The organism is Sphingomonas bacterium, from assembly GCF_903642285.1.
Lineage (GTDB): Bacteria > Pseudomonadota > Alphaproteobacteria > Sphingomonadales > Sphingomonadaceae > Sphingomonas.
Window position 1 is genome coordinate 171,333 of sequence record NZ_CAHJWJ010000001.1, and the last position, 19,042, is coordinate 190,374.

Consider the following 19,042-nt stretch of genomic DNA (forward strand, 5'->3'; position numbering starts at 1 on the left):
GTATCAGCAATCGGCACAGGGGACGGATGCGCTATTGCGCGGGGACATATACAGCGTGTCGCGGAGCGGGATCGGGCCGAGCATGTTCGAGGCGATACCCGGCAGATATTGGTAATTGATTTCCGCGTAGATCAGGTAGGTCCCCGGAACGATCAGCCCCACCGGTAACGGTACAGTCGATCCCTTCGTGTAACCGGTACCATTGACCGCCTGGCTCCAGTCGATCGTGGACTTACCGGTGATGTCGATCTTGACCTGGCTGATCCGCAATACGGCATTGCTGGTCGAATATGGTACCATCACTTGTTGCGAGGCCGCGAGAAACTGCTGCGCGCCCGCCTGCGTGGTCGACGTGCTTTGGGTCGTAAGGTCGGCAAGCGTGCGAACGGTCGTCGTGACCTTTCGATAGGCCGAAACCGCATCCATCGTCTGATATCCGCCGACGAACAGGATCGCGAGGATCGGCACGGCGAAGGCGAACTCGATCAGCGCGATCCCGCGACGATCGCGCTTCAATCGTCCGAGCCGACGAAGAACGGTTCCCATGGTCATGACGCGGAAGGTTCCGTCTTGAACACCGCCGTCGCGATCAGCAGGCGATTGCCGCCCGACATGGTCGATAGATCGAACCCGAGCGGCCCCTTGCTGGTCGCCCAGATATACATGACCTTGACCGTCGTGATCTGACCCGATCCACCGGGCGAATAGGCAAAGGGATTTTCCGCACCGGTCTGGGCATTGTAGGTGATCGTCGGCGCACTGGTGTTCGCCGACGAGAAACTTGTCGTCGACTGCACGTCCACCCGCACGTTCGCGCATTTCATGAACCCCGGCAGCTGGTTGCAGACTGCGGTCAGAAATCCCGCCTGTGACATCCCGGCGGATTGATCCACTCCTGTCATCAGCTGGCGGCTCGCTTTGAGCGTTGCGGTTTCGAGCGTCTGCTGAGCAAAAAAGGTGAGCGATACCTGCAGGATCGCGATGATCAGCGCGAACAACGGGCCGGCGACGAACGCGAATTCGATGACCGTCACGCCGCGTTCGTCGCGCGCCAGCCGCGCGAGGCTGCCGTCTCGCTCTAGGCGAGAAGCCATCGCGGTTCTGATCGCCCTCGGTATCATTGCGTCGTCGGTTCTTCCGTTGATCGGACGCGTGTGGCGCAAACAGGTAAAGATGGGGTAAAGCCGGTCCGGCTAGGCCCGCAATCCGTGGGACAAGAGGGGATCCGCCGATCGTGCCGCCCTCCAGTTCGGCTGCGTCGATGCCGCCGCCATCCGGCGAGCCGAGCATCGCCGGCGCGCGCCTCGCCGAACGCGGGGTGGTGTGCGGATATGTCCCCACCGATCGGCGTGCGGGATTCGTCGCGTTGCTCGCGCTCGACGATGCGCTGGCGGGGATCGTCCGGACGACGCGCGAACCGATCGTCGGGCAGATGCGGCTGACCTGGTGGTATGAGGCGCTCGAAGCGCTCGACCGGGCGGGCGCACCCGTCGGCGAACCGATATTGACGGCGCTGGCGGGGGAAGTGGCGCCGCGCGGCGTGGCGGGCCGGATGCTGGCCGCGATGATCGACGGCTGGGAAATGCTGCTCGACCCCGATCCGCTTGAGGCCGCCGGCATGCGCACATTTGCGCGAGCCCGCGGCGAGGCCTTGTTCGGCGCATTGGCGGTCGTGCTGGGCGCACCGATCGATGCCGGCACGGCGCGGGCGGGCGAGGGGTGGGCGCTGACCGATCTGGCGACCCATCTCCGCGATCCTGGGCAGGCGGCGCTCGCCCGCACGATGGCGATCGATGCTTTCGCGAGTGGGTCGCGGCACGCCTGGCCGCGGCAGCTGCGGCCGATCGGCATGCTTTCCCTGCTCGCCCGGGCAGACCTCGCCGTCCCGCAGCCCCGTCCCGGATCGCCGCACCGTCTAGCCCGACTGCTAATGCATCGGATTTGGGGGCGTTAGCTTCCGCCGGACGCGGCGGATCGATAGCATCGCGACAAAGGGGCAGAGGGATATATCCGATGTGGCGCTATATATTGGGGGGAGCGGCGGCGCTCCTGATGGCAGCGGCGGGCGTGCTGTGGTTCAACGCGCGGGCGCGGACCAGTGCGACGCCGCTTCTGGCAACGGCACCGGCCGCCATGGCATCCGCCGCGGCGGCGACCGGCGATGCGCTGCCGACATCGGTTCCCGAGGCGACCGACCAGACGCGCGAGCAGAAGCGGTTCGCGCGTTACGACAAGGATCGCGACGGGATCGTGTCGCGCGAGGAATATCTGGCGTCGCGGCGCAAGGCGTTCGCCAAGCTGGATACCAACCATGACGGCCAATTGTCGTTCGACGAATGGTCTGCGAAGACGATCGCGAAATTCGTGGCGGCGGATCACGATCGGTCCGGCGGCCTGATCCCGGCGGAGTTTGCGGCGACCGCGCCCAAGCGGTCCGCACATCCGCGCAAATGTCCGCCGACGCAGGTCGCGAGGGAGGATGATCGCGGCGAATGACGGCACCGACAATCGGCATCGTTTCGGATGCAGTACGGGATTGACGGCAAGAACTCCGCGTATTCGCAATGGTTTGTCTCCGCTAACGTCGATTTGACGGATCGTCGGGTCGTACCGATACTGACCCCAGAGGCGACGGACGGTATCCGCCAACCCGGATAGCGGCCCGCGTGTCGTCGGATCGTTTGCGCACCATCATCATAACCCGACGCGTCGAAACGCGCGCGGCGCCCCCATGCGCCGTGCCGGTGGCGACTTGCGTCGCTAGCGGAAAGGGCATGCTCATGGACCTCAAGGCGAATTTTTCCTTCCGACCGCTCCCGCCGATCGCGGCACCGATCCATCTGCCCTTTCCGGGGATCCTCGATCCGCTCGGTCCGCTGAAGGATCTGCCGGGGACGTGGGTCGGCACCGGCTTCAACACGATCTGGCGTCCGTTCTTTCCCAAGGGTCCGGGCGGCGAGGACGAGTTCCTCGAACTCAACCTGACCAGCGAGCAGATCGAATTCGCGGCGATCAGCGGGCCGATCCCCAATCGCGGATTCCTGCAGCCCGACATCAACATGTTCGGTCTGACTTATCTCCAGCAGATCAGCGACGCGGTCGTCGGCGGCGGGCTGCACATCGAACCGGGTATCTGGGCCACGGTGCCGCAAACGACCAATCCGGCCGAGCCGCCGACCGTCGTCCGGATGGCGTCTATCCCGCACGGTACGACGATTCTGGCGCAGGGCACCGCGACCGCCGTGCCGAGTGGCCCGCAGTTCCAGCCGGTCAACATCAATCCGATCCCGGTCCACGGCCCCGCGGTGCCGTTCGAGCAGCAGAACCTGTCGCAACCGTCCGCGTTCCGATCGCCGCCGGCGCAGATCGTCGGGATCACGCAGGCGATGGTGAACAACCCCAATTCGGTCCTCGCCACCGCGATCCAGGGGCAGACGATCACGTCGATGACCGTCCTGCAGGTCTCCACCACCGCACCGCCGCCGCCGACCATCGGGGGCGGGACGAGCAATACCGCCTTCCTTGCAGGCGGCCCGGCGGGCCCCAACGCCGATGCCGTGACCGTCAGCGCGACGTTCTGGATCGAGAACGTGAAGGGCGCCAACGGTGCGCCCGATTTCCTCCAGCTGCAATATACCCAGACGGTGATGCTGGTGTTCGACGAAGGCATCAAATGGCCGCACGTCACCGTTGGGACGCTGCGCAAGAAAGTGCCGTCGATCGTGCCCGCCGCCTTCGTCGATCCGCAAATGCCCGCCGAGCTGCTGGCTCGGATCCACGCGGATCAGGCTCCGAAGGTCTAGCGGAATCATCCGATCGACTCGCTTTCGTACAGCACGGAATGGCCTAGGGCTCGACAAGGGCGTCGCGTGCGGCCAGTGCGACGCCCCCGATCGACGATCCTGCGATCCATGCCGCGAGCGCGGCACGCGCGCGATCGGTATACATGCGCTTGCGGTCAGCCTTCCTAGTCCGGCCGGGGATCGGCGGGAACAGTCCGAAATTGACGTTCATCGGCTGATATGTTTCCGTGGTCGCGGCACCGGTGATGTGACCCAGCAGCGCACCGAGCGCGGTATCGACCGGCGGCGGGGTTAGCGTGCGCCCTGCCAGTTCGGCCGCAGCGAAACGGCCTGCCATCAGGCCGATGCCCGCGCTTTCGATATAGCCCTCGCATCCCGTGATCTGCCCCGCGAAGCGAAGCGAAGGCCGCGATTTCAGCCGCAGCGTCTCGTCGAGCAGGTCGGGCGACCGGATGAACGTGTTGCGGTGAAGCCCACCCAATCGCGCGAACTCCGCATGCTCCAGCCCGGGAATGGTGCGGAACAGTCGCACCTGATCGGCATGTTTCAGCTTGGTCTGGAAGCCGACCATGTTCCACAGCGTGCCGAGCGCGTTGTCCTGCCGCAACTGGACGACCGCGTACGGCCAGCGTCCGGTCTTCGGATCGTCGAGCCCCACGGGTTTCATCGGGCCGTAGCGAAGCGTATCGACCCCGCGTTCCGCCATCACCTCGATCGGCATGCACCCCTCGAAATAGGGCGTATCCCGCTCCCAGTCCTTGAACGGCGTCTTCTCGCCTTCGATCAGGCCGGCGTGGAAGGCCAGATACTGGTCCTTCGTCATCGGGCAGTTGATGTAATCCTTGGTCTCGCCCTTGTCCCAGCGGCTGGCGAACCAGGCGACGTCCATGTCGATGCTGTCGCGGTGGACGATGGGGGCGAGCGCATCGAAGAACGCGAGCGCCTCCGCCCCCGTCGCCGCGCCGATCCCCTCGGCAAGCGCAGCGGCGGTCAGCGGCCCGGTCGCGACGATCGCGGGCCCGTCGGGCAGCGTATCGATCCGTTCGCGGACGAGATCGACATTGGGATGCGCGGCCAGCGCGGCGGTGACGCCGGCGGCATAGCCTTCGCGGTCGACCGCAAGCGCCGAGCCGGCTGGCACGCGGTGCTTGTCCGCCTCGCGCAGGATCAGCGAGCCGAGCATACGCATCTCCTGGTGCAGCAACCCGACCGCATTCGCCTCGGCATCGTCCGAGCGGAAGCTGTTCGAACAGACGAGTTCGGCCAGATCGTCGGTCTGGTGCGCCGGCGTCGCCTCGCCCCCCCTTGTCGGATCTGCGCCGCGCATCTCCGACAGGCGGACCCGGAAGCCGCTTTCGGCCAGCTGCCATGCGGCTTCGGAACCGGCGAGACCGCCGCCGACGACGTGAATGTCGTACTTCATCGCGCTCGGTTCGGTCGAAAGGTCATAAAAGTCACGGGAAAACGCGTTTCTCCTCTACATCCATCACGAGCGCGGCATTGGTTGGGCGTAGCACGCAGCATAGGCGAGACGGTTGTCGTAGCGATGACGGTGACCGACGAGCCGGCCGCCGCGATAGATGGGCATCACATAACCATTGATCCCGCGGTCCACCGCCCGGTCGAAGCTTCGTGCACGGCCCTCGTCCAGCGCAGCGTCCCAGGCTGTGGCGAACGCGGCCGACCGGTGGCGCAGGCGATACGCGGACTTGGCACTGATGCCGACCGCCTTCGCCGCCGCGGCCACGCCGCCGAACTGCGACAAATGGGCAAGGAATTGCGCCTGTCGCCCGATCGTCCAGCCATCGTGGCGGCGGGATGCGGCAAGCGGCTGGGCGGACGGATCGGGTATGGGCTGGTCGGTCATCCGCCAAGGCTGCCCCGGTTTTTCCAACATTGCCAGCGGAAATGTATCTGCTTTGTTCCCGGGCGCGTACCGGTTCGCTGGCGTCGCGACACGCCCGCGCCCATATCGACATCATGAAAATCTATACGATCGGCTACGAAGCCACCACGATGGCCGACTTCCTCGCGGCCTTGACGATGGCGGACGTGAAGCGGGTGATCGACGTCCGCGCGTTGCCGCTGTCGCGTCGTCCGGGCTTTTCCAAATCCTCGCTTGCCGCTTCGTTGGCGGAGGCGGGGATCGGCTATGTCCATCTGAAGGCGCTGGGCACGCCCAAGCCCGGGCGCGACGCCGCGAAAAAGGGCGATGTCGCGACGTTGCGCACGGTCTATGCCGGACAGCTGGAACTGCCCGACGCGCAGGCGCAGGCGGCGGTCATGATGGACCTCGCCGCCGAGATGCCCAGCGCGCTGCTATGCTACGAACGCGACCCGTGCCATTGCCATCGGACACTGCTGCTGGCCGCGGTGGGCGAGGGGGCGGAGGTGGTCGATCTATATGCCCAAGCGGCGGCCTAGTTGTTCCTGTTATCCCACGAAAGCGGTCGCCCAGGGTTGCGACAACCGGAAGGACAGTCGCCCTATCGCCCGCCGATCGCGTAATGAATCGGCTTGAACGTCCCGCCATTGGAGTCCGGCGCGGAGCAGGCGGTCAGGCCGACGATCAGGTCCATCGCCGCGCGAAACGCGATCCGGTCGCCCGCCCTGCTGATCGGCGGCAGGACGCGAAGCGTGCCGGTCGCGCCGTCTACGGCCACGTTCATGAAGCAATTGAACGCCGTCGGGATCCGGTCGGGCAGGACACCATATGGCGCGAGCGCCGCCGTCAGATTGCCGAAACAGCCCCGATGCGGCGGGAGCGTCGGGTAGAAATGGTGGAACGTGTCGTAGGAACAGGGCGTCAGCAGGAAGTCGTGGCGACCTACATCGTCGCGTACGATCTCCAGCATCGGCTGCGACCGGTTGGAATACAGGATATGGCCGGTGGTGAGATAGATCGTTTCGGCATAGTCGAGCGTCCGGCCCGACGAAACGACTTCACCGATATCGTCCGCGTTGAACGCCAGCAGGTCGGCCACCTGTTCGCCGCGCGGATCGATGACATCGAGCGTCTCGCCGCGCGCCAGCCGGAACGCGGTGCCGCTGCGCTCCGATATCTCGACGACCGTCACGGCGTCGCGCCACCGCCATAGGAAAACGGGCAGCGCCAGACATCGTCGACCGCACGGCCGCTATATTGGCGCGCCTCGCTGACTTCGCCGTGCCGGTCGAGCATCGGGTTGCGCGATCCGGCGACCGCCTCGTCGCGCACCATGATCTTTTCGCGCATCGTCTCGTACCGACCCTGCGCGCGCAGCGTGGTGAACTGGTCGTGTAGGTTGAAGACCATGGTCGGCTTCGCGAAACGTCGCGCCGGGCGGCTGGCGCGTGCGTGGAGGCCGACGACGAAGAACGCCTCGCCACCGAAGCTGAGCGAGAAATGCGGACTGTCCGGATCGGCGCTGACCCGCTCGTCATAATCCTGACCGCGCCACACGTCCTTGTCCGACAGCGATTGGATACGCGCCCACAATGCCCGTTCGAAATCGCGTTCCTCCATCACATCGGGTGCATCGAACACGATCGCCAGGCTGCGGAAAAGCGTGGGATCGGCGCGGTAGGCCCCGGCGAACTGGAGCAGCTTGTCGTGTATCCGCAGATCGTCCCAGGCGCTGTCGATCCGCCTGCACGACAGCAGTTCAAGCGTCCCGCGAGCGACCGCGGCCTTCGCCCCGACGCAAGGGAAATCCGCCGCCGCGATGTGATCGCGGAGCAGGTCTTCATGGTGGTCCTGGTATTCTAGGTGCCAGGGAAACAGCGGCGAATGATTGAAAGGCATATCCCGGACGACGTTTGTCCGGCCCGTCTGTTCCTCGAACTACCGCAGGTTAGGATGTTCTCGAACGGGACGGTCCGACGCGATCTACCCCGCGATCGGCAGTTTCACCGCTCCGTCACGCGTACGTTCCAGCGGGCCATAGGCAATGACCGTTTCCAGCAGCAGCGGGCCGTAGAGATGCGGGAACAGCTGCCCGCCGCGGCTTTCCTCCCAGCGTAGCGTGGTGTCGAACGATCCCAGATCGACCGCCGCGAGGTGCAAGTCTGTCTGTCCCGCGAAATGCTTGTCCACCGTCTCGGTCAGCTGCCCGGCGGTCGACAGATGGATATAGCCGTCCGCCAGATCGACGGCCGCGCCGGCGAAGATGCCGGTCGTCTCCAGCGTCGCCATCTGATCCGCGGTCAGGACCTTGTACGCGGTCTGGGGCCGCGCGATATTCTCTCCGGTACTCACTCGCCGTCCGCCGGCCCTTCGGCCAAGTCGTCGCCGATGACGGCATCGGGGATCGGCGCACCGGTCGCGGGTGCCTCATCGGTCAGTATCGCCTCGGCGTCGCCCTCGGTTTCCTCGATCCGCGCCGCGCTGACGACATGTTCGTCCTTCGCGACGTCGAACAGCCTGACGCCTGCGGAATTGCGGCTGATGACCCGCAGCGAACCGAGCGAGGTGCGGATCAGCTTCGCCTGGTCGGTGACCAGCATCAACTGGTGGCCCTTCGACGCCGGGAAGCTGGCGACCACGGGGCCGTTGCGGCCGATATTGTCGATATTCGTGATGCCCTGCCCGCCGCGGTTGGTGCGGCGATAGTCGTATGCGGAGGACAGCTTGCCGTAACCGTTGGCGCAGACGGTCAGGATGAACTGTTCGCGCGCCATCATATCCTCGAATATCGCCGCGTCCATATCCGGGCTGCCCTCGCGTTCGGCCTTCCACGGCGCGAACTTCAGATAATCCTCGCGCTGTTCGGACGAGGCGTCGACCCGGTGGAGGACGGACAGCGAGATGACCGCGTCGTCGTCCCGCAATGCGATACCGCGGACGCCCGTCGAATTGCGGCTCTGGAATTCGCGGACGTCGTCGGCGGCGAAGCGGATCGCCTTGCCCGTACGCGTCGCCAGCAGCACGTCGTCGTCCGCGTCCAGCAGCGCGACGCCGATCAGCCGGTCGTCGTCGTCCTCGCCCTCGAACTTCATCGCGATCTTGCCCGCGGTCGGCACGTTGGTGAACGCGTCCATCGAATTGCGGCGGACGGAACCCTTCGCGGTACCGAACATGACGTGAAGCTTGCCCCATTCCGCTTCGTCCTCGGGCAGCGGCAGCACCGTCGAGATCGTTTCCCCCGCCGCCAGCGGCAACAGGTTCACCATCGGCCGGCCGCGCGTCGCCGGTCCGCCCTCGGGCAGGCGCCAGACCTTCATCCGATAGACGCGGCCGAGCGTCGAGAAGAACAGCACGGGGGTGTGCGTGCTCGTCACGAACAACGCGGTGACGACGTCCTCGTCCTTGGTCGCCATCCCCGACCGGCCCTTGCCGCCGCGTGCCTGTGCGCGGAAGGTGTCGAGGGGGGTGCGCTTGATATACCCCTGGTGCGTGACGGTGACGACCATGTCCTCGCGCTCGATCAGGTCCTCGTCGTCGATGCCGTCGGCGGCGTTGGCGATCTCGGACCTGCGCGGGGTCGCGAATTCGGCGCGGATCGCGACCAGTTCCTCGCGCAGCACCGCGTACAGCTTCGCCCTGTCCGCGAGGATCGCGAGCAATTCGGTGATGGCACCCGCCAGCCCTTCCAGTTCGTTGCCGATCTCGTCGCGGCCGAGCGCCGTGAGGCGGTGGAGGCGCAGGTCGAGGATTGCGCGGACCTGGATGTCGGACAGCCGGTACGTCGCGCCCGCGACCTCGGCATCCAGCGCCTCGACCAGGCGGATATAGGGCGCGATCTCCGCGATCGGCCATTCGCGCATCAGCAGCGCGGTGCGCGCCGCGGTGGCGTTGGCGGACCCGCGGATGATCTTCACGACGTCGTCGAGGTTGGTGACCGCGATGACGAGGCCGAGCAACACGTGCGCCCGGTCGCGCGCCTTGGCGAGTTCGAACTTCGACCGGCGGGTGATGACCTGTTCGCGGAACTGCACGAACGCCTGGATGATGTCGCGCAGGTTGAGCAGCTCGGGCCGGCCGCCGCGGATCGCCAGCATGTTGGCTGGGAACGACCCTTGCGCCGGCGTGTGCCGCCACAACTGGTTCAGCACGACCTCGGGCGTCGCGTCGCGCTTCAGCTCGATGACGATGCGGACGCCCTCGCGGTTCGATTCGTCGCGGATGTCGCTGACGCCCTCGACCTGCTTTTCCTTCACCGCCTCAGCGATCCTCTCGACCAGGCCGTTCTTGCCGATCTGGTAGGGAATTTCGGTCAGTACGATCGATCGCCGGTCGCCGCGATTTTCCTCGATCACGTGGCGCGACCGGACGATGATAGATCCGCGGCCGGTGTGATAGGCCGCCCGCGCCCCCGCCTTTCCCAGGATGATCGCGCCCGTCGGGAAGTCGGGGCCGGGGACGATCGCGATCAGCTCGTCGGTCGTGATCGCGCCCCCATTCATTTTGGCGTCGATATAGGCGAGGCAAGCATCGACGACTTCGCCGAGATTGTGCGGCGGGATGTTGGTCGCCATGCCGACCGCGATGCCGCCGGCACCATTGACCAGCAGATTGGGGAAACGCGCGGGAAGGACCGATGGCTCGCGTTCCGAACCGTCGTAGTTGGGAATGAAATCGACCGTGTCCTTGTCGAGATCGTCGAGCAGCGCATTCGTCACCCGCGCCAGCCGCGCCTCGGTGTAGCGCATCGCGGCCGGCTTGTCGGGATCCATCGATCCGAAATTGCCCTGACCGTCGATCAGCGGCACGCGCATCGACCAGTCCTGCGCCATGCGGGCCAGCGCCTCGTAGATCGAGCTGTCGCCGTGCGGATGGTATTTACCCATCACTTCACCGACGATGCGTGCGGACTTGCGGTAGGGCTTGCCGGCGACGAAGCCGCTTTCGTGCGCGCTGAACAGGATGCGGCGGTGGACGGGCTTCAGACCGTCACGGACATCGGGCAGCGCGCGCGCAACGATGACGCTCATCGCATAGTCGAGATAGCTCGACTTCATCTCGTCGACGATCGAGATCGTGGAGATGTCGCCAGATTCGGGCGGGGGTTCGGCGAGCAGCGTCTCGTCGGCCAATTTTCACGCTTTCGGGTTATGTCGGTTCAGTGACAACCCTAGCCTACGAGGCGTCGCCTGACCACCCCCGCGCAGGGCAGCGCGGGGGTAGAACGCACGTTACGCCTACTTGCAGGCCTTCTTGTCGGCGTTGCCCGCGAGCGAGCAATTATACGTGACGGTCTTGCCGTTCGCGAGCTTCGCCTGGACCATGCGACCCGACGCGGCGGGCTTCGGCTTGGTCTTCGTCACGATGGCAGGGGTCGTCGTCGTTTTCGAGGTCGATACGGTCTTCGCGGTCATGGTCGCCTTGGGCGCGGGCGCGGGCGCGGGCGCAGGCGCGGTCTTCGGTGCGGTCGTGGTCTTGGACACCGTCACGGTCTTCGGCGCCGCGGCGGTCTTCGGTGTGACGACCGTCGTCTTGGTCTTGGTCGTCGCCTTGGGCGTCGGCTTCGCGGCCTGGGCGTCGGCGATGGTCGCGGTGGACAGCATCGCGGCACCGGCCAGCAAGGCGGCGGACAGGAATCTGGTCATGGGAACGCTCCTCTCGTTACACGCCCCCCGGGGGCGTTATGCGCAAGCTGCGACACAATCGCGCGGCGTGCAACATGCGAATAAAGACAGGTCGATTACGGCGCGATCTCGGACCCGTCCCAAGCGAACATCCGGCCGCTGTCGGGCGGCTTCAACCCGTCGATCACATCGAGCAGCTGCACGGCCGCGCGGTCGGGCGCAAAGAGACGACCGGGGCCGACATTGCCGCGGAAGGGTTTCGACAAGGCGGTGTCGACCGTACCCGGGTGCAACGCCACGACGATCCCGCGGTCGTTGCGGCGCTTGTCGCCGATCGCGATCGTCCGGATCAACTGGTTGAGCGCCGCTTTCGACGCGCGATAGGCGTGCCAGCCGCCCAGATTGTTGTCCGCGATGCTGCCGATCCGCGCGGACAGCACCGCGAACACGGTTCGGCCGGTGCGCGGCATGATCGGCAGGACGTGCTTCGCGATCACTGCGGGCCCGATCGCGTTGATCGCCAGGTTCCGCGCCATCCAGGCCGGGTCGAGCTCGGCCAGCGCCTTTTCAGGCCCGCGGTCGGCGTCGTGGAGCAGCCCGGTCGCGACGATGACGAGCGTCGGCGGCGGCCCCTTCGCCACCAGCGCGGCGGCCGCCGCGATGCTCGCCTCGTCGGTCACGTCCAGGTGTCGATCGCCTGCGAACGACCGCGCGAAGGCGTGGACGACATCGAACGCCGCCTCGTCGCGGATCGCCTCGACCAGCGCCGCGCCGATCCCGCCCGAAGCACCGATGACCACCGCGCTCGCCACCACCGTCAGTTCCCCACCATCATCGCCGCATGAACTGCCAGCGATCGTCGTCGCTGGCGTTGGCATCGAACGCGTAGCCGTCGGTGTCGAAATCCTTCATGCCGTCGATCCGGTCGATCCGGTGTTCGACCAGATAGCGTGCCATCATCCCCCGTGCTTTCTTGGCGTGGAAGCTGACGAAGCGCGGGCCGTCGGGGCCGGGTTCGCGGAAATCGACGTCGATCACGCGGACATCGCGGGGCAGGCGGCCGGCGACCGCTGCCCAATATTCCTGGCTGGCGAGGTTCAGCACCGTGCCGGACCCCTCCTCCGCGACATCGGCGGCGAGGCAATCGGCGATCCGGCCGCCCCACCAGTCGGTCAGCTTGGTTCGGCGCGGTGCCCAGTGCGTTCCCATCTCCAGCCTGTAAGGCCGCATCGCGTCGAGCGGGCGGAGCAGCCCGTAAAGCCCGGAGAGCATACGGACATGATCCTGCGCATAGTCGATCGCGGGCGCGTCCAGCGTTGCGGCCTCCAGCCCGGTATAGACGTCGCCGGCAAAGGCGAAGAGGGCGGGGCGCTGGGGCGCGGCGGCGAAATCGCGGAACCGGTCCGCGTTCAGCTTCGCGAGCGCCGGCGATATCTTCATCAGCGCGGACAGTTTCTTCCGGCTGAGGTGCGATGCGGCCTTCGCCAGCGTCGCCGCCTCGGCGGCGAACCGCGGGGTCGTCGGCGTCAGCGCGGGCAGCGGCGTGTCATAGTCGAGCGTCTTGGCGGGGGAGAGCGTTGCGATCATGCGCCCGTCGCTAGCCGTGGAGCCTTCCGCGTTCAATCGGCGTTCACCCGGGCATCGCTTGAACGTGCCCGACCCGCACGGTAGAGCGACGCGGTTATCAAGGCGCTGGCGCCCGACAAGGAGAGTTCCCGGATGAAGACGTTCTCGAAGCTGGCGTTTGCATTTGCGCTTACCGGTAGCGCGGGTGCGCTGGTCGCCATGCCGGCGGTCGCCAAGGACAAGAAGGAAGAGGCGAAGCCCGGCCTGAAACTGAGCCCCGACATCATCAAGGCCGCACAGGCCGCGCAGACCGCGCTCGCCGCGAAGGACGTCGCGACCGCCACGCCGCTGGTCGCGCAGGTCGAAGCCGGCGCGAAGACGCCCGACGACAAATATCTCGCGGCGAATTTCCGGTTGAACCTGGAACAGCTGAAGCTGCAGGCGGCGTCGGCGGCGAACCCCAACGCGCCGCAGGACAACACCCCGCTGATCGCCCCGCTCGATACGCTGATCGCCAGCCCGAACGTACCGCCCGAGGCGCGCGGTCAACTGCTCTACCAGCGCGGCGCGATCGCCTATAATGCGCGCCAATTCGCGCAGGCTTCGCAGTTCTTCGCGCAGGCGAAGGCGGCCGGCTACGCCAACGAAAATCTCGACATGCTGATCGTCAAGGCAAAGATGGACGGCGGCGATACCACCGGCGGCGTCGCCGATCTGAACGGCGTGATCGACAAGGCGACCGCCGCCGGCCAGAAAGCGCCCGAGGAATATTATCGCTACGCACTGTCGAAGGAACTGGCGGCGAAGGACAACGCCGGGTCGTTCGGGCTGATGCGGAAATATCTGACCGCGTATCCGACCGCGAAGAACTGGCGCGACATGATCGTGATCTACGGTTTGCAGAACGGCAGCATCGCGACGCTCGACAACGGGCAGAAACTCGACCTCTTCCGCCTGATGCGGTCGACCAAGTCGCTCGCCGATCAGGTCGATTACGGCGATTACGCGCAAAAGGCCTATGATCGCGGTCTGCCGGCGGAAACGTTGACGGTGCTCAGCGAAGGCGCGGCGACGGGCAAGATGCCCGCGACGAACAGCGCGTCGAAACTGCTCCGTTCGACGGCGACGGAAGCCTTGAAGAACCAGGGCTCGCTGGCGGGGCTGGCGGCGAAGGCGCAGGCTTCACCCAACGGCAAGCTCGCGCAGCAGACCGCGGATGCGTATCTCGGCGCGGACGACAATGCCAAGGCAGCCGACCTCTACCGCGCCGCGCTGCAGAAAGGCGGTGTCGATGCCGATGTGGTGAACCTGCGCCTCGGGATCGCGCTCGCGCGGTCCGGGGACAAGGCGGGCGCGAAGACCGCATTTGCGTCGGTAAACGGGGCGGAAATGGGCGTGGCCCAGCTATGGACGGTCTATGTCGATGCGCCGCCGACGGCCTGACGCGCGACGGTGTCGGGAGCGGGGCGGGGCGTCGGAGACCGCGCCCCGGTCCTACGTACCGCGCGGTATCATTCGAGCGTGACGGGGACGCCGGATACCGATTTCGCGGTTCGGATCGTGAGCGACGTCTTGACGCCCGCGACATTGGGCGCGGTGGTCAGATGCGTGGTCAGGATCTCCTGGAACCCGCGCAGGTCGCTCGCAACGATCTTCAGGATGAAATCGATCTCGCCGTTCAGCATGTGGCATTCGCGGACCTCGGGGATCGCGGCGACATGCGCCTCGAACGCGGCCAGGTCGGTTTCGGCCTGGCTGCGCAGGCTGACCATCGCGAACACCGTGATCGGAAATCCCATGCGTGCCGAGTCCAGGTCCGCGTGGTAGCCCCGGATCACGCCCTCCTCCTCCAGCGCCCGTACCCGCCGCAGGCACGGCGGCGCGGTCAAGCCTACGCGATCGGCGAGATCGACATTGGTCATCCGGCCATCGGCTTGCAGATGACCCAGAATCTGCCGATCGATACGGTCGAACCCCATGCGAATCGCTTTCCAAAACGGGACATTTCGACCCCCAGATCGCCCTCGAACGTAGGATAATTGCGGACAAACGCAATTGTCCCACATTGCGACGCGTCCAATAAGCCTGTTCCGATTGCTCCCGGAAGGCGTTAATGAGTCGTTACGACCGGCGCAGCGCCGCGTCGATCCGAGGATCGTCCATTTGCGTTTCGACGATAGCCTGAAGACGATCCTGTCGGCGGATGCGACCACCGGGTTCGGCGCGCAATCGGCTTGGCGGCAACTGGTCGACCTGGCGGGACGGCGGCGCATCGCGGACATCGACGCGGCGATCGCCCGGCTCGGCATGTTGCGGGGATCGGTGCCGGTCGCGGTACGTGCCGCGAGCGGTCGGGCGCTCGCCTTCGCCAATCCGCCCGCCTTGCTCGTCGGCTTCTTCGCGGAGGATGATCTGGCGATCGCCGCGCCGGTGCTTCGTACCGCGACGCTGGCGGCGGACGACTGGGTCGCGCTGTTGCCGCGGCTGAGCCCCGCCGGGCGATCGGTGCTCCGCCATCGCCGCGATCTGCCGGCCCCCGTCGTGCGCGCGCTCGAGAGTTTCGGGTCGACCGATTTCGTCATCCATCATCAACCCGGTGCGGATGCAAGCGTTGCACCTGCAGCCGCACCGGTCGTAGCGCCGCCGATCCCGGCAAACGATGCGGTGCCGGTGCGCCCCGATGCGCCGCTCAGCGAAACCCCGTTCGTGCCGCTCGGCACCGTCACGCGCGGTCTGCCGGTGGTGGCCGAGGCGCTTCGCCGCCACGAGGCCGGCTCGCCACCGACGCCGGGTGCGAACGGCTTCGTGATCTCGGACCTCGTCGCGCGGATCGACGCGTTCAACCGGACGCGGCCCGAGCCGGGGGAGGCCGCGCCCGTCGTCTCGCCGCCGGCGGAGGGTTTCCGCTTCGAAACCGACGCCGCCGGGGTGATCCGGTGGGTGGAGGGCGGCGGTCGCGCCGCCCTTGTCGGGGTTGGCCTGGCGCGCGCATCGTCCTACGGACCCGTCCGGATCGATGCGACCGCCGGTGGCGCGCTCCGCCGTCGCGCCGATTTCGACGATGCGCGGCTGGAGGTCGACGGGCAAAGCGATGCCGCCGGATCGTGGCGGCTGTCGGGCACCGCGACGTTCGAACCCCGCACCGGTCGGTTCAGCGGTTTTCGCGGCGTGGGCCGCCGCCCGCGCCGCGATCAGAGCGCGACCCCGCCGGTTCCCGTGCCCGCCGGTGGTGCCGATTCGCTTCGGCAGCTCGTCCACGAACTGCGTACCCCGACCAACGCCATCGCCGGTTTCGCCGAATTGATCGGCAGCGAACTGCTCGGCCCGGTTTCGCCCGCTTACCGCGAGCGCGCGCAGTCGATCCACGCACAGGCGACCGACCTGATCGGCGCGATCGAAGATCTGGACACCGCCGCGCGGATCGAAAGCGGTGCGCTGGAATTGCGACCGACGACGATCGATCTCGTGCCGCTGATCGCGCGTATCGTCGCCGACCTGGCGCCGCTGGCGGCGATCCGCGGGGTTGCGCTCGCGGTCGAGCCCGTGACACAACCATTGCAGATCGTCGGCGACGACCGCGCGGTCGAGCGGCTGCTGTCGCGGCTCGCCGCCGCGCTCGTCGCTGCCGGCGGTAATGGCGAGCGGATCGGGGTGACGATGCTGGCCGATCCGCCTGTCGTCGCGATCCGGTTCGACCGGCCGCACGCGCTTCGCGTCGCCGACGATGCGGCGCTGCTCAGCCTCGACGGCGACGGCGACGCGGCGGGCGCGCCGTTGCTCGGCACCGGTTTCGCGCTTCGCCTCGCCCGCAACCTGGCGGCGGAGCTTGGCGGCGGGCTGTCGATCGCGGCGGACGGCTTGACATTGCGGCTTCCGATGGCCGTAGATCGAAGCGTGGGGCAGGCATCGATCAACTGACGTGACGAGGGGCGGACCGCGACCTTACCGTGTGCCGCCACCGCTGCCCGCGCAGCAGATCGACTGGCCCGCCACCTTCGGCACGCGCTTCACGCTGTTCGTCGATGTCGAGGAGGAGTTCGACTGGTCCGCCCCGCCCGCGCGCGAGCACCGCGCCACGACCGCGATGGCGGCATTCCCCGCCGCGCACCGGCGTTTCGCGGACCGGGGCGTCGCGCTGACCTGCATGGTCGACCATCCGATCGCAACCGATCCGCGATCGGTCGACATCCTGACGCAGATCCTTCGCGATCGCCGTTCGACGATCGGGGTTCAGCTCCACGCTTGGGTCACGCCGCCGTTCGACGAATCGTTGACCAGCGTCAACAGCTATGCCGGCAATCTGCCGCCGGCGATGGAGGCGGCGAAGATCGATGCGATGACCCATGCGATCCAGATCGCGTTCGGACGTACGCCGCTGGCCTATCGCGCCGGCCGCTACGGGATCGGCCCGGCAACGCTCGGACTGCTGGCGGCGCGGGGGTACCGCATCGATAGTTCGGTTCGGGCGCGCTACGATTACGCCGCCGACGGTGGTCCGGACTTCGGCGCGATCGGCACCGCCGCCTACCGCGACGGGGCGATGATCGAACTGCCGCTCACGACCATTTTCACCGGCGCGGCGCGGCGCGGCGGTGCGCGACTGTACCGCGCGCTCGGCGGCATCCCGCATGCTCGCGGGCTGTTCGCGCGTGCCGGGTTGTTATCCCGGATCGCGCTGACGCCGGAGGACATGCCGATCGCCGATGCGCTGGAGGCGATCGAGATCGCGGTGGGGGAGGGCGTTCGGCTGCTCAATCTCTCCTTCCACTCGCCCTCGCTGGTGCCGGGGCATACCCCGTATGTCCGCGATGCCGCGGCGCTGCGCCGGTTCCACCATTGGTGGGATGCCGTCCTCGACCGGCTCGACCGGATGGGGGTAGCCAACGCGTCGCTCGCCGAAATCCTGGCAGCGGCCGGGTGAGCGATCAGGGTATTCCGGCGACCTGACCGAAGGGAAGCAATTGCGCCGCCGCGAGCTTGGTGGCGCGGCCGTCATGCGCGCGCAGCGGGGTCAGGATCGCGACCGCGGATCGCTGCATGATCCGGTCGAGCGGCGTCGGCGTCGCCTCGTGGCTGGCGAGTTCGGCCAGTTGCACCCCGCGCGGATCGGACGGGTCCAGTTCCAGCCGGAGCAGCGCCGACAATCCCGCGAACAACGCCCGGTTGCCCCCCAGCGCCACCGCACGGTCGAGCGCCGCGAGCCCGACCGATTTCTGTGCGCCGAGCGCGGCGCGGCCGAGAAAGCGGCCGAGCTTGAACACGACGCCGACATGCCATGCGCCGAGCGCGAGCTGCGCTTCGGCATTTTGCGGTTCGCGCGCGATCAACGTCTCGAACGCCGTGCGTGCGGCGATCGCCTGCGACCGGCTGCCGGTCAGCTTCGCATCATAACCGATCGCCGTCGCCCGCATCAGCGCCGCTTCGCTATTTTGCGGGGTTCGCTGGAGGATCGCGGTGGCCCCCTGTGCAGCACTTTCGACATGACGCTGCGCGCTGACCAGGTCGCGATCGAAAAACGATGCCTGCGTCAGCAGATCACGCGGCGTTTCCGCCAGCGCCTGCGTGCAGACGCAGGACATGCCGATCGCGAGGATTGGCCGGAGACCGGATCGGATCATCCATCGACGATGCCGCAACGGGCCGGTCGGGCGCAACCCCCGTCGAACACATCACCACGCACAAACGCTTTCGTTTCAACATTCTGGCGCGAAAACCCGCGATCGGATCGCCCGCGACCGGGCCCTTGGGCGTTCGACATGTCTGTAACGCACTCGACCGTCGTATACTCTGAAGCAATCAAACAAAACTGGTAAACCGGGGTCATCATGTGTACGGTTCCAGAGAATCAACGGGAGGTCTTGATGAAACTTGCGCATTTGATGATGGCGGCAGCGGCAATGGGCATGGCTGCGACGCCGGCTTTGGCGGCACCGGCTGGTATTGCAGCTTCGTCGCTTTCCATCGGGGGAGCACGAGTGGCGACATCTTCGCCCCACAAAAGCAAACTTGCGGGCGGCGGTGCCCTCATCGCGCTGATCGGGGCTATTGTAGTGATCGGCGGCATTGTGGTGGTAGCAAAGAACAGCGACAAACCCGCCAGCCCGTAACAGGCGGTCGCTTCAATGTCGAAGAAAAGGGGGGCTTCGGCTTCCCTTTTTTTTGGCCAT

The 19,042-nt window shown here is 66.7% G+C and carries 21 protein-coding genes; 8 read left to right on the top strand and 13 right to left on the bottom strand.

All coding sequences use genetic code 11. The annotated features are described in order from the left end of the window. Window positions 1-3 precede the first annotated feature (3 nt). Both HUU99_RS00845 and HUU99_RS00850 read right to left on the bottom strand, forming a co-directional pair. Window positions 4-552: a TadE/TadG family type IV pilus assembly protein gene (locus HUU99_RS00845; protein WP_174284666.1), complete on the bottom strand. Its 549-nt coding sequence runs from the start codon at window positions 550-552 to the stop codon at window positions 4-6. Then, a complete protein-coding gene (locus HUU99_RS00850; RefSeq protein WP_174284667.1) occupies window positions 549-1,094 on the bottom strand; it encodes a TadE/TadG family type IV pilus assembly protein in 546 nt (181 codons plus the stop codon). The genes HUU99_RS00845 and HUU99_RS00850 overlap by 4 nt, the downstream gene beginning before the upstream one ends. 167 nt (window positions 1,095-1,261) lie before the next feature. On the opposite strand from HUU99_RS00850, the gene HUU99_RS00855 reads away from it, so the two are divergent. The 3 genes from HUU99_RS00855 (at window position 1,262) to HUU99_RS00865 (ending at window position 3,803) form a co-directional block, all read left to right on the top strand. Beyond that, complete coding sequence (locus tag HUU99_RS00855) at window positions 1,262-1,954, top strand: squalene/phytoene synthase family protein (protein WP_174284668.1); 693 nt, start codon at window positions 1,262-1,264, stop codon at window positions 1,952-1,954. 59 nt (window positions 1,955-2,013) lie between these two features. Then, window positions 2,014-2,496 carry an EF-hand domain-containing protein gene (locus tag HUU99_RS00860; RefSeq protein WP_174284669.1) on the top strand — a complete coding sequence of 161 codons (483 nt, stop codon included), beginning with the start codon at window positions 2,014-2,016 and terminating at the stop codon, window positions 2,494-2,496. Between the two features lie 278 nt (window positions 2,497-2,774). Next, window positions 2,775-3,803 (top strand): heme-binding protein, encoded by a 1,029-nt coding sequence (locus HUU99_RS00865; RefSeq protein WP_174284670.1) that lies wholly within the window; start codon window positions 2,775-2,777, stop codon window positions 3,801-3,803. A 43-nt stretch (window positions 3,804-3,846) separates the two neighbouring features. Here the strand turns inward: HUU99_RS00865 and trmFO are convergent, their stop codons facing one another. After that, on the bottom strand, window positions 3,847-5,226 hold the full coding sequence (gene trmFO / locus HUU99_RS00870) for a methylenetetrahydrofolate--tRNA-(uracil(54)-C(5))-methyltransferase (FADH(2)-oxidizing) TrmFO (RefSeq protein WP_174284671.1): 1,380 nt from the start codon (window positions 5,224-5,226) through the stop codon (window positions 3,847-3,849). Window positions 5,227-5,289: 63 nt separating this feature from the next. Beyond that, window positions 5,290-5,670 carry a hypothetical protein gene (locus HUU99_RS00875; RefSeq protein ID WP_174284672.1) on the bottom strand — a complete coding sequence of 127 codons (381 nt, stop codon included), beginning with the start codon at window positions 5,668-5,670 and terminating at the stop codon, window positions 5,290-5,292. Window positions 5,671-5,783: 113 nt separating this feature from the next. On the opposite strand from HUU99_RS00875, the gene HUU99_RS00880 reads away from it, so the two are divergent. Next, complete coding sequence (locus HUU99_RS00880) at window positions 5,784-6,227, top strand: DUF488 domain-containing protein (protein ID WP_174284673.1); 444 nt, start codon at window positions 5,784-5,786, stop codon at window positions 6,225-6,227. A gap of 62 nt (window positions 6,228-6,289) precedes the next feature. Here the strand turns inward: HUU99_RS00880 and HUU99_RS00885 are convergent, their stop codons facing one another. The 7 genes from HUU99_RS00885 to yaaA all read right to left on the bottom strand — a co-directional run bounded on the left by HUU99_RS00885 (window position 6,290) and on the right by yaaA (window position 12,896). Further along, window positions 6,290-6,880 carry a DUF1989 domain-containing protein gene (locus HUU99_RS00885; protein WP_174284674.1) on the bottom strand — a complete coding sequence of 197 codons (591 nt, stop codon included), beginning with the start codon at window positions 6,878-6,880 and terminating at the stop codon, window positions 6,290-6,292. Further along, window positions 6,877-7,587, bottom strand: a complete 711-nt coding sequence (gntA, locus tag HUU99_RS00890; RefSeq protein ID WP_174284675.1) for a guanitoxin biosynthesis heme-dependent pre-guanitoxin N-hydroxylase GntA — start codon at window positions 7,585-7,587, stop codon at window positions 6,877-6,879. Before gntA ends, HUU99_RS00885 begins: the two co-directional genes overlap by 4 nt. An 84-nt stretch (window positions 7,588-7,671) precedes the next feature. Continuing rightward, window positions 7,672-8,040 carry a DUF952 domain-containing protein gene (locus tag HUU99_RS00895; RefSeq protein ID WP_368039889.1) on the bottom strand — a complete coding sequence of 123 codons (369 nt, stop codon included), beginning with the start codon at window positions 8,038-8,040 and terminating at the stop codon, window positions 7,672-7,674. Continuing rightward, entirely contained in the window at window positions 8,037-10,817 is a 2,781-nt protein-coding gene (gene gyrA, locus HUU99_RS00900) for a DNA gyrase subunit A (RefSeq protein ID WP_174284676.1), read from the bottom strand. Before gyrA ends, HUU99_RS00895 begins: the two co-directional genes overlap by 4 nt. A 105-nt stretch (window positions 10,818-10,922) precedes the next feature. Next, on the bottom strand, window positions 10,923-11,330 hold the full coding sequence (locus tag HUU99_RS00905) for a hypothetical protein (protein ID WP_174284677.1): 408 nt from the start codon (window positions 11,328-11,330) through the stop codon (window positions 10,923-10,925). 95 nt (window positions 11,331-11,425) lie between these two features. Beyond that, window positions 11,426-12,187: an SDR family oxidoreductase gene (locus HUU99_RS00910; RefSeq protein WP_174284678.1), complete on the bottom strand. Its 762-nt coding sequence runs from the start codon at window positions 12,185-12,187 to the stop codon at window positions 11,426-11,428. Then, entirely contained in the window at window positions 12,141-12,896 is a 756-nt protein-coding gene (yaaA, locus tag HUU99_RS00915) for a peroxide stress protein YaaA (RefSeq protein WP_174284679.1), read from the bottom strand. Before yaaA ends, HUU99_RS00910 begins: the two co-directional genes overlap by 47 nt. A 132-nt stretch (window positions 12,897-13,028) precedes the next feature. Here yaaA and HUU99_RS00920 point away from each other — a divergent pair, with 132 nt between their 5' ends. Next, the gene (locus HUU99_RS00920) at window positions 13,029-14,318 is read left to right on the top strand and encodes a hypothetical protein (protein ID WP_174284680.1); all 1,290 of its coding nucleotides are present in this window, start codon (window positions 13,029-13,031) and stop codon (window positions 14,316-14,318) included. A gap of 68 nt (window positions 14,319-14,386) precedes the next feature. Here the strand turns inward: HUU99_RS00920 and HUU99_RS00925 are convergent, their stop codons facing one another. Continuing rightward, a complete protein-coding gene (locus HUU99_RS00925; protein WP_174284681.1) occupies window positions 14,387-14,854 on the bottom strand; it encodes an Lrp/AsnC family transcriptional regulator in 468 nt (155 codons plus the stop codon). Between the two features lie 184 nt (window positions 14,855-15,038). On the opposite strand from HUU99_RS00925, the gene HUU99_RS00930 reads away from it, so the two are divergent. Together HUU99_RS00930 and HUU99_RS00935 are read left to right on the top strand one after the other, a co-directional pair. Beyond that, window positions 15,039-16,793, top strand: a complete 1,755-nt coding sequence (locus HUU99_RS00930) for a HAMP domain-containing histidine kinase (RefSeq protein WP_174284682.1) — start codon at window positions 15,039-15,041, stop codon at window positions 16,791-16,793. Window position 16,794: 1 nt separating this feature from the next. Then, entirely contained in the window at window positions 16,795-17,796 is a 1,002-nt protein-coding gene (locus HUU99_RS00935) for a polysaccharide deacetylase family protein (protein ID WP_254602840.1), read from the top strand. Window positions 17,797-17,800: 4 nt separating this feature from the next. On the opposite strand, the gene HUU99_RS00940 is transcribed toward HUU99_RS00935, so the two are convergent. After that, window positions 17,801-18,493, bottom strand: coding sequence for a hypothetical protein (locus HUU99_RS00940; protein ID WP_174284683.1), 693 nt, complete (start codon window positions 18,491-18,493; stop codon window positions 17,801-17,803). Between the two features lie 243 nt (window positions 18,494-18,736). Between HUU99_RS00940 and HUU99_RS00945 the strand changes: the two genes are divergently transcribed. Beyond that, window positions 18,737-18,982 (top strand): hypothetical protein, encoded by a 246-nt coding sequence (locus HUU99_RS00945; RefSeq protein ID WP_254602841.1) that lies wholly within the window; start codon window positions 18,737-18,739, stop codon window positions 18,980-18,982. Window positions 18,983-19,042 lie beyond the last annotated feature (60 nt).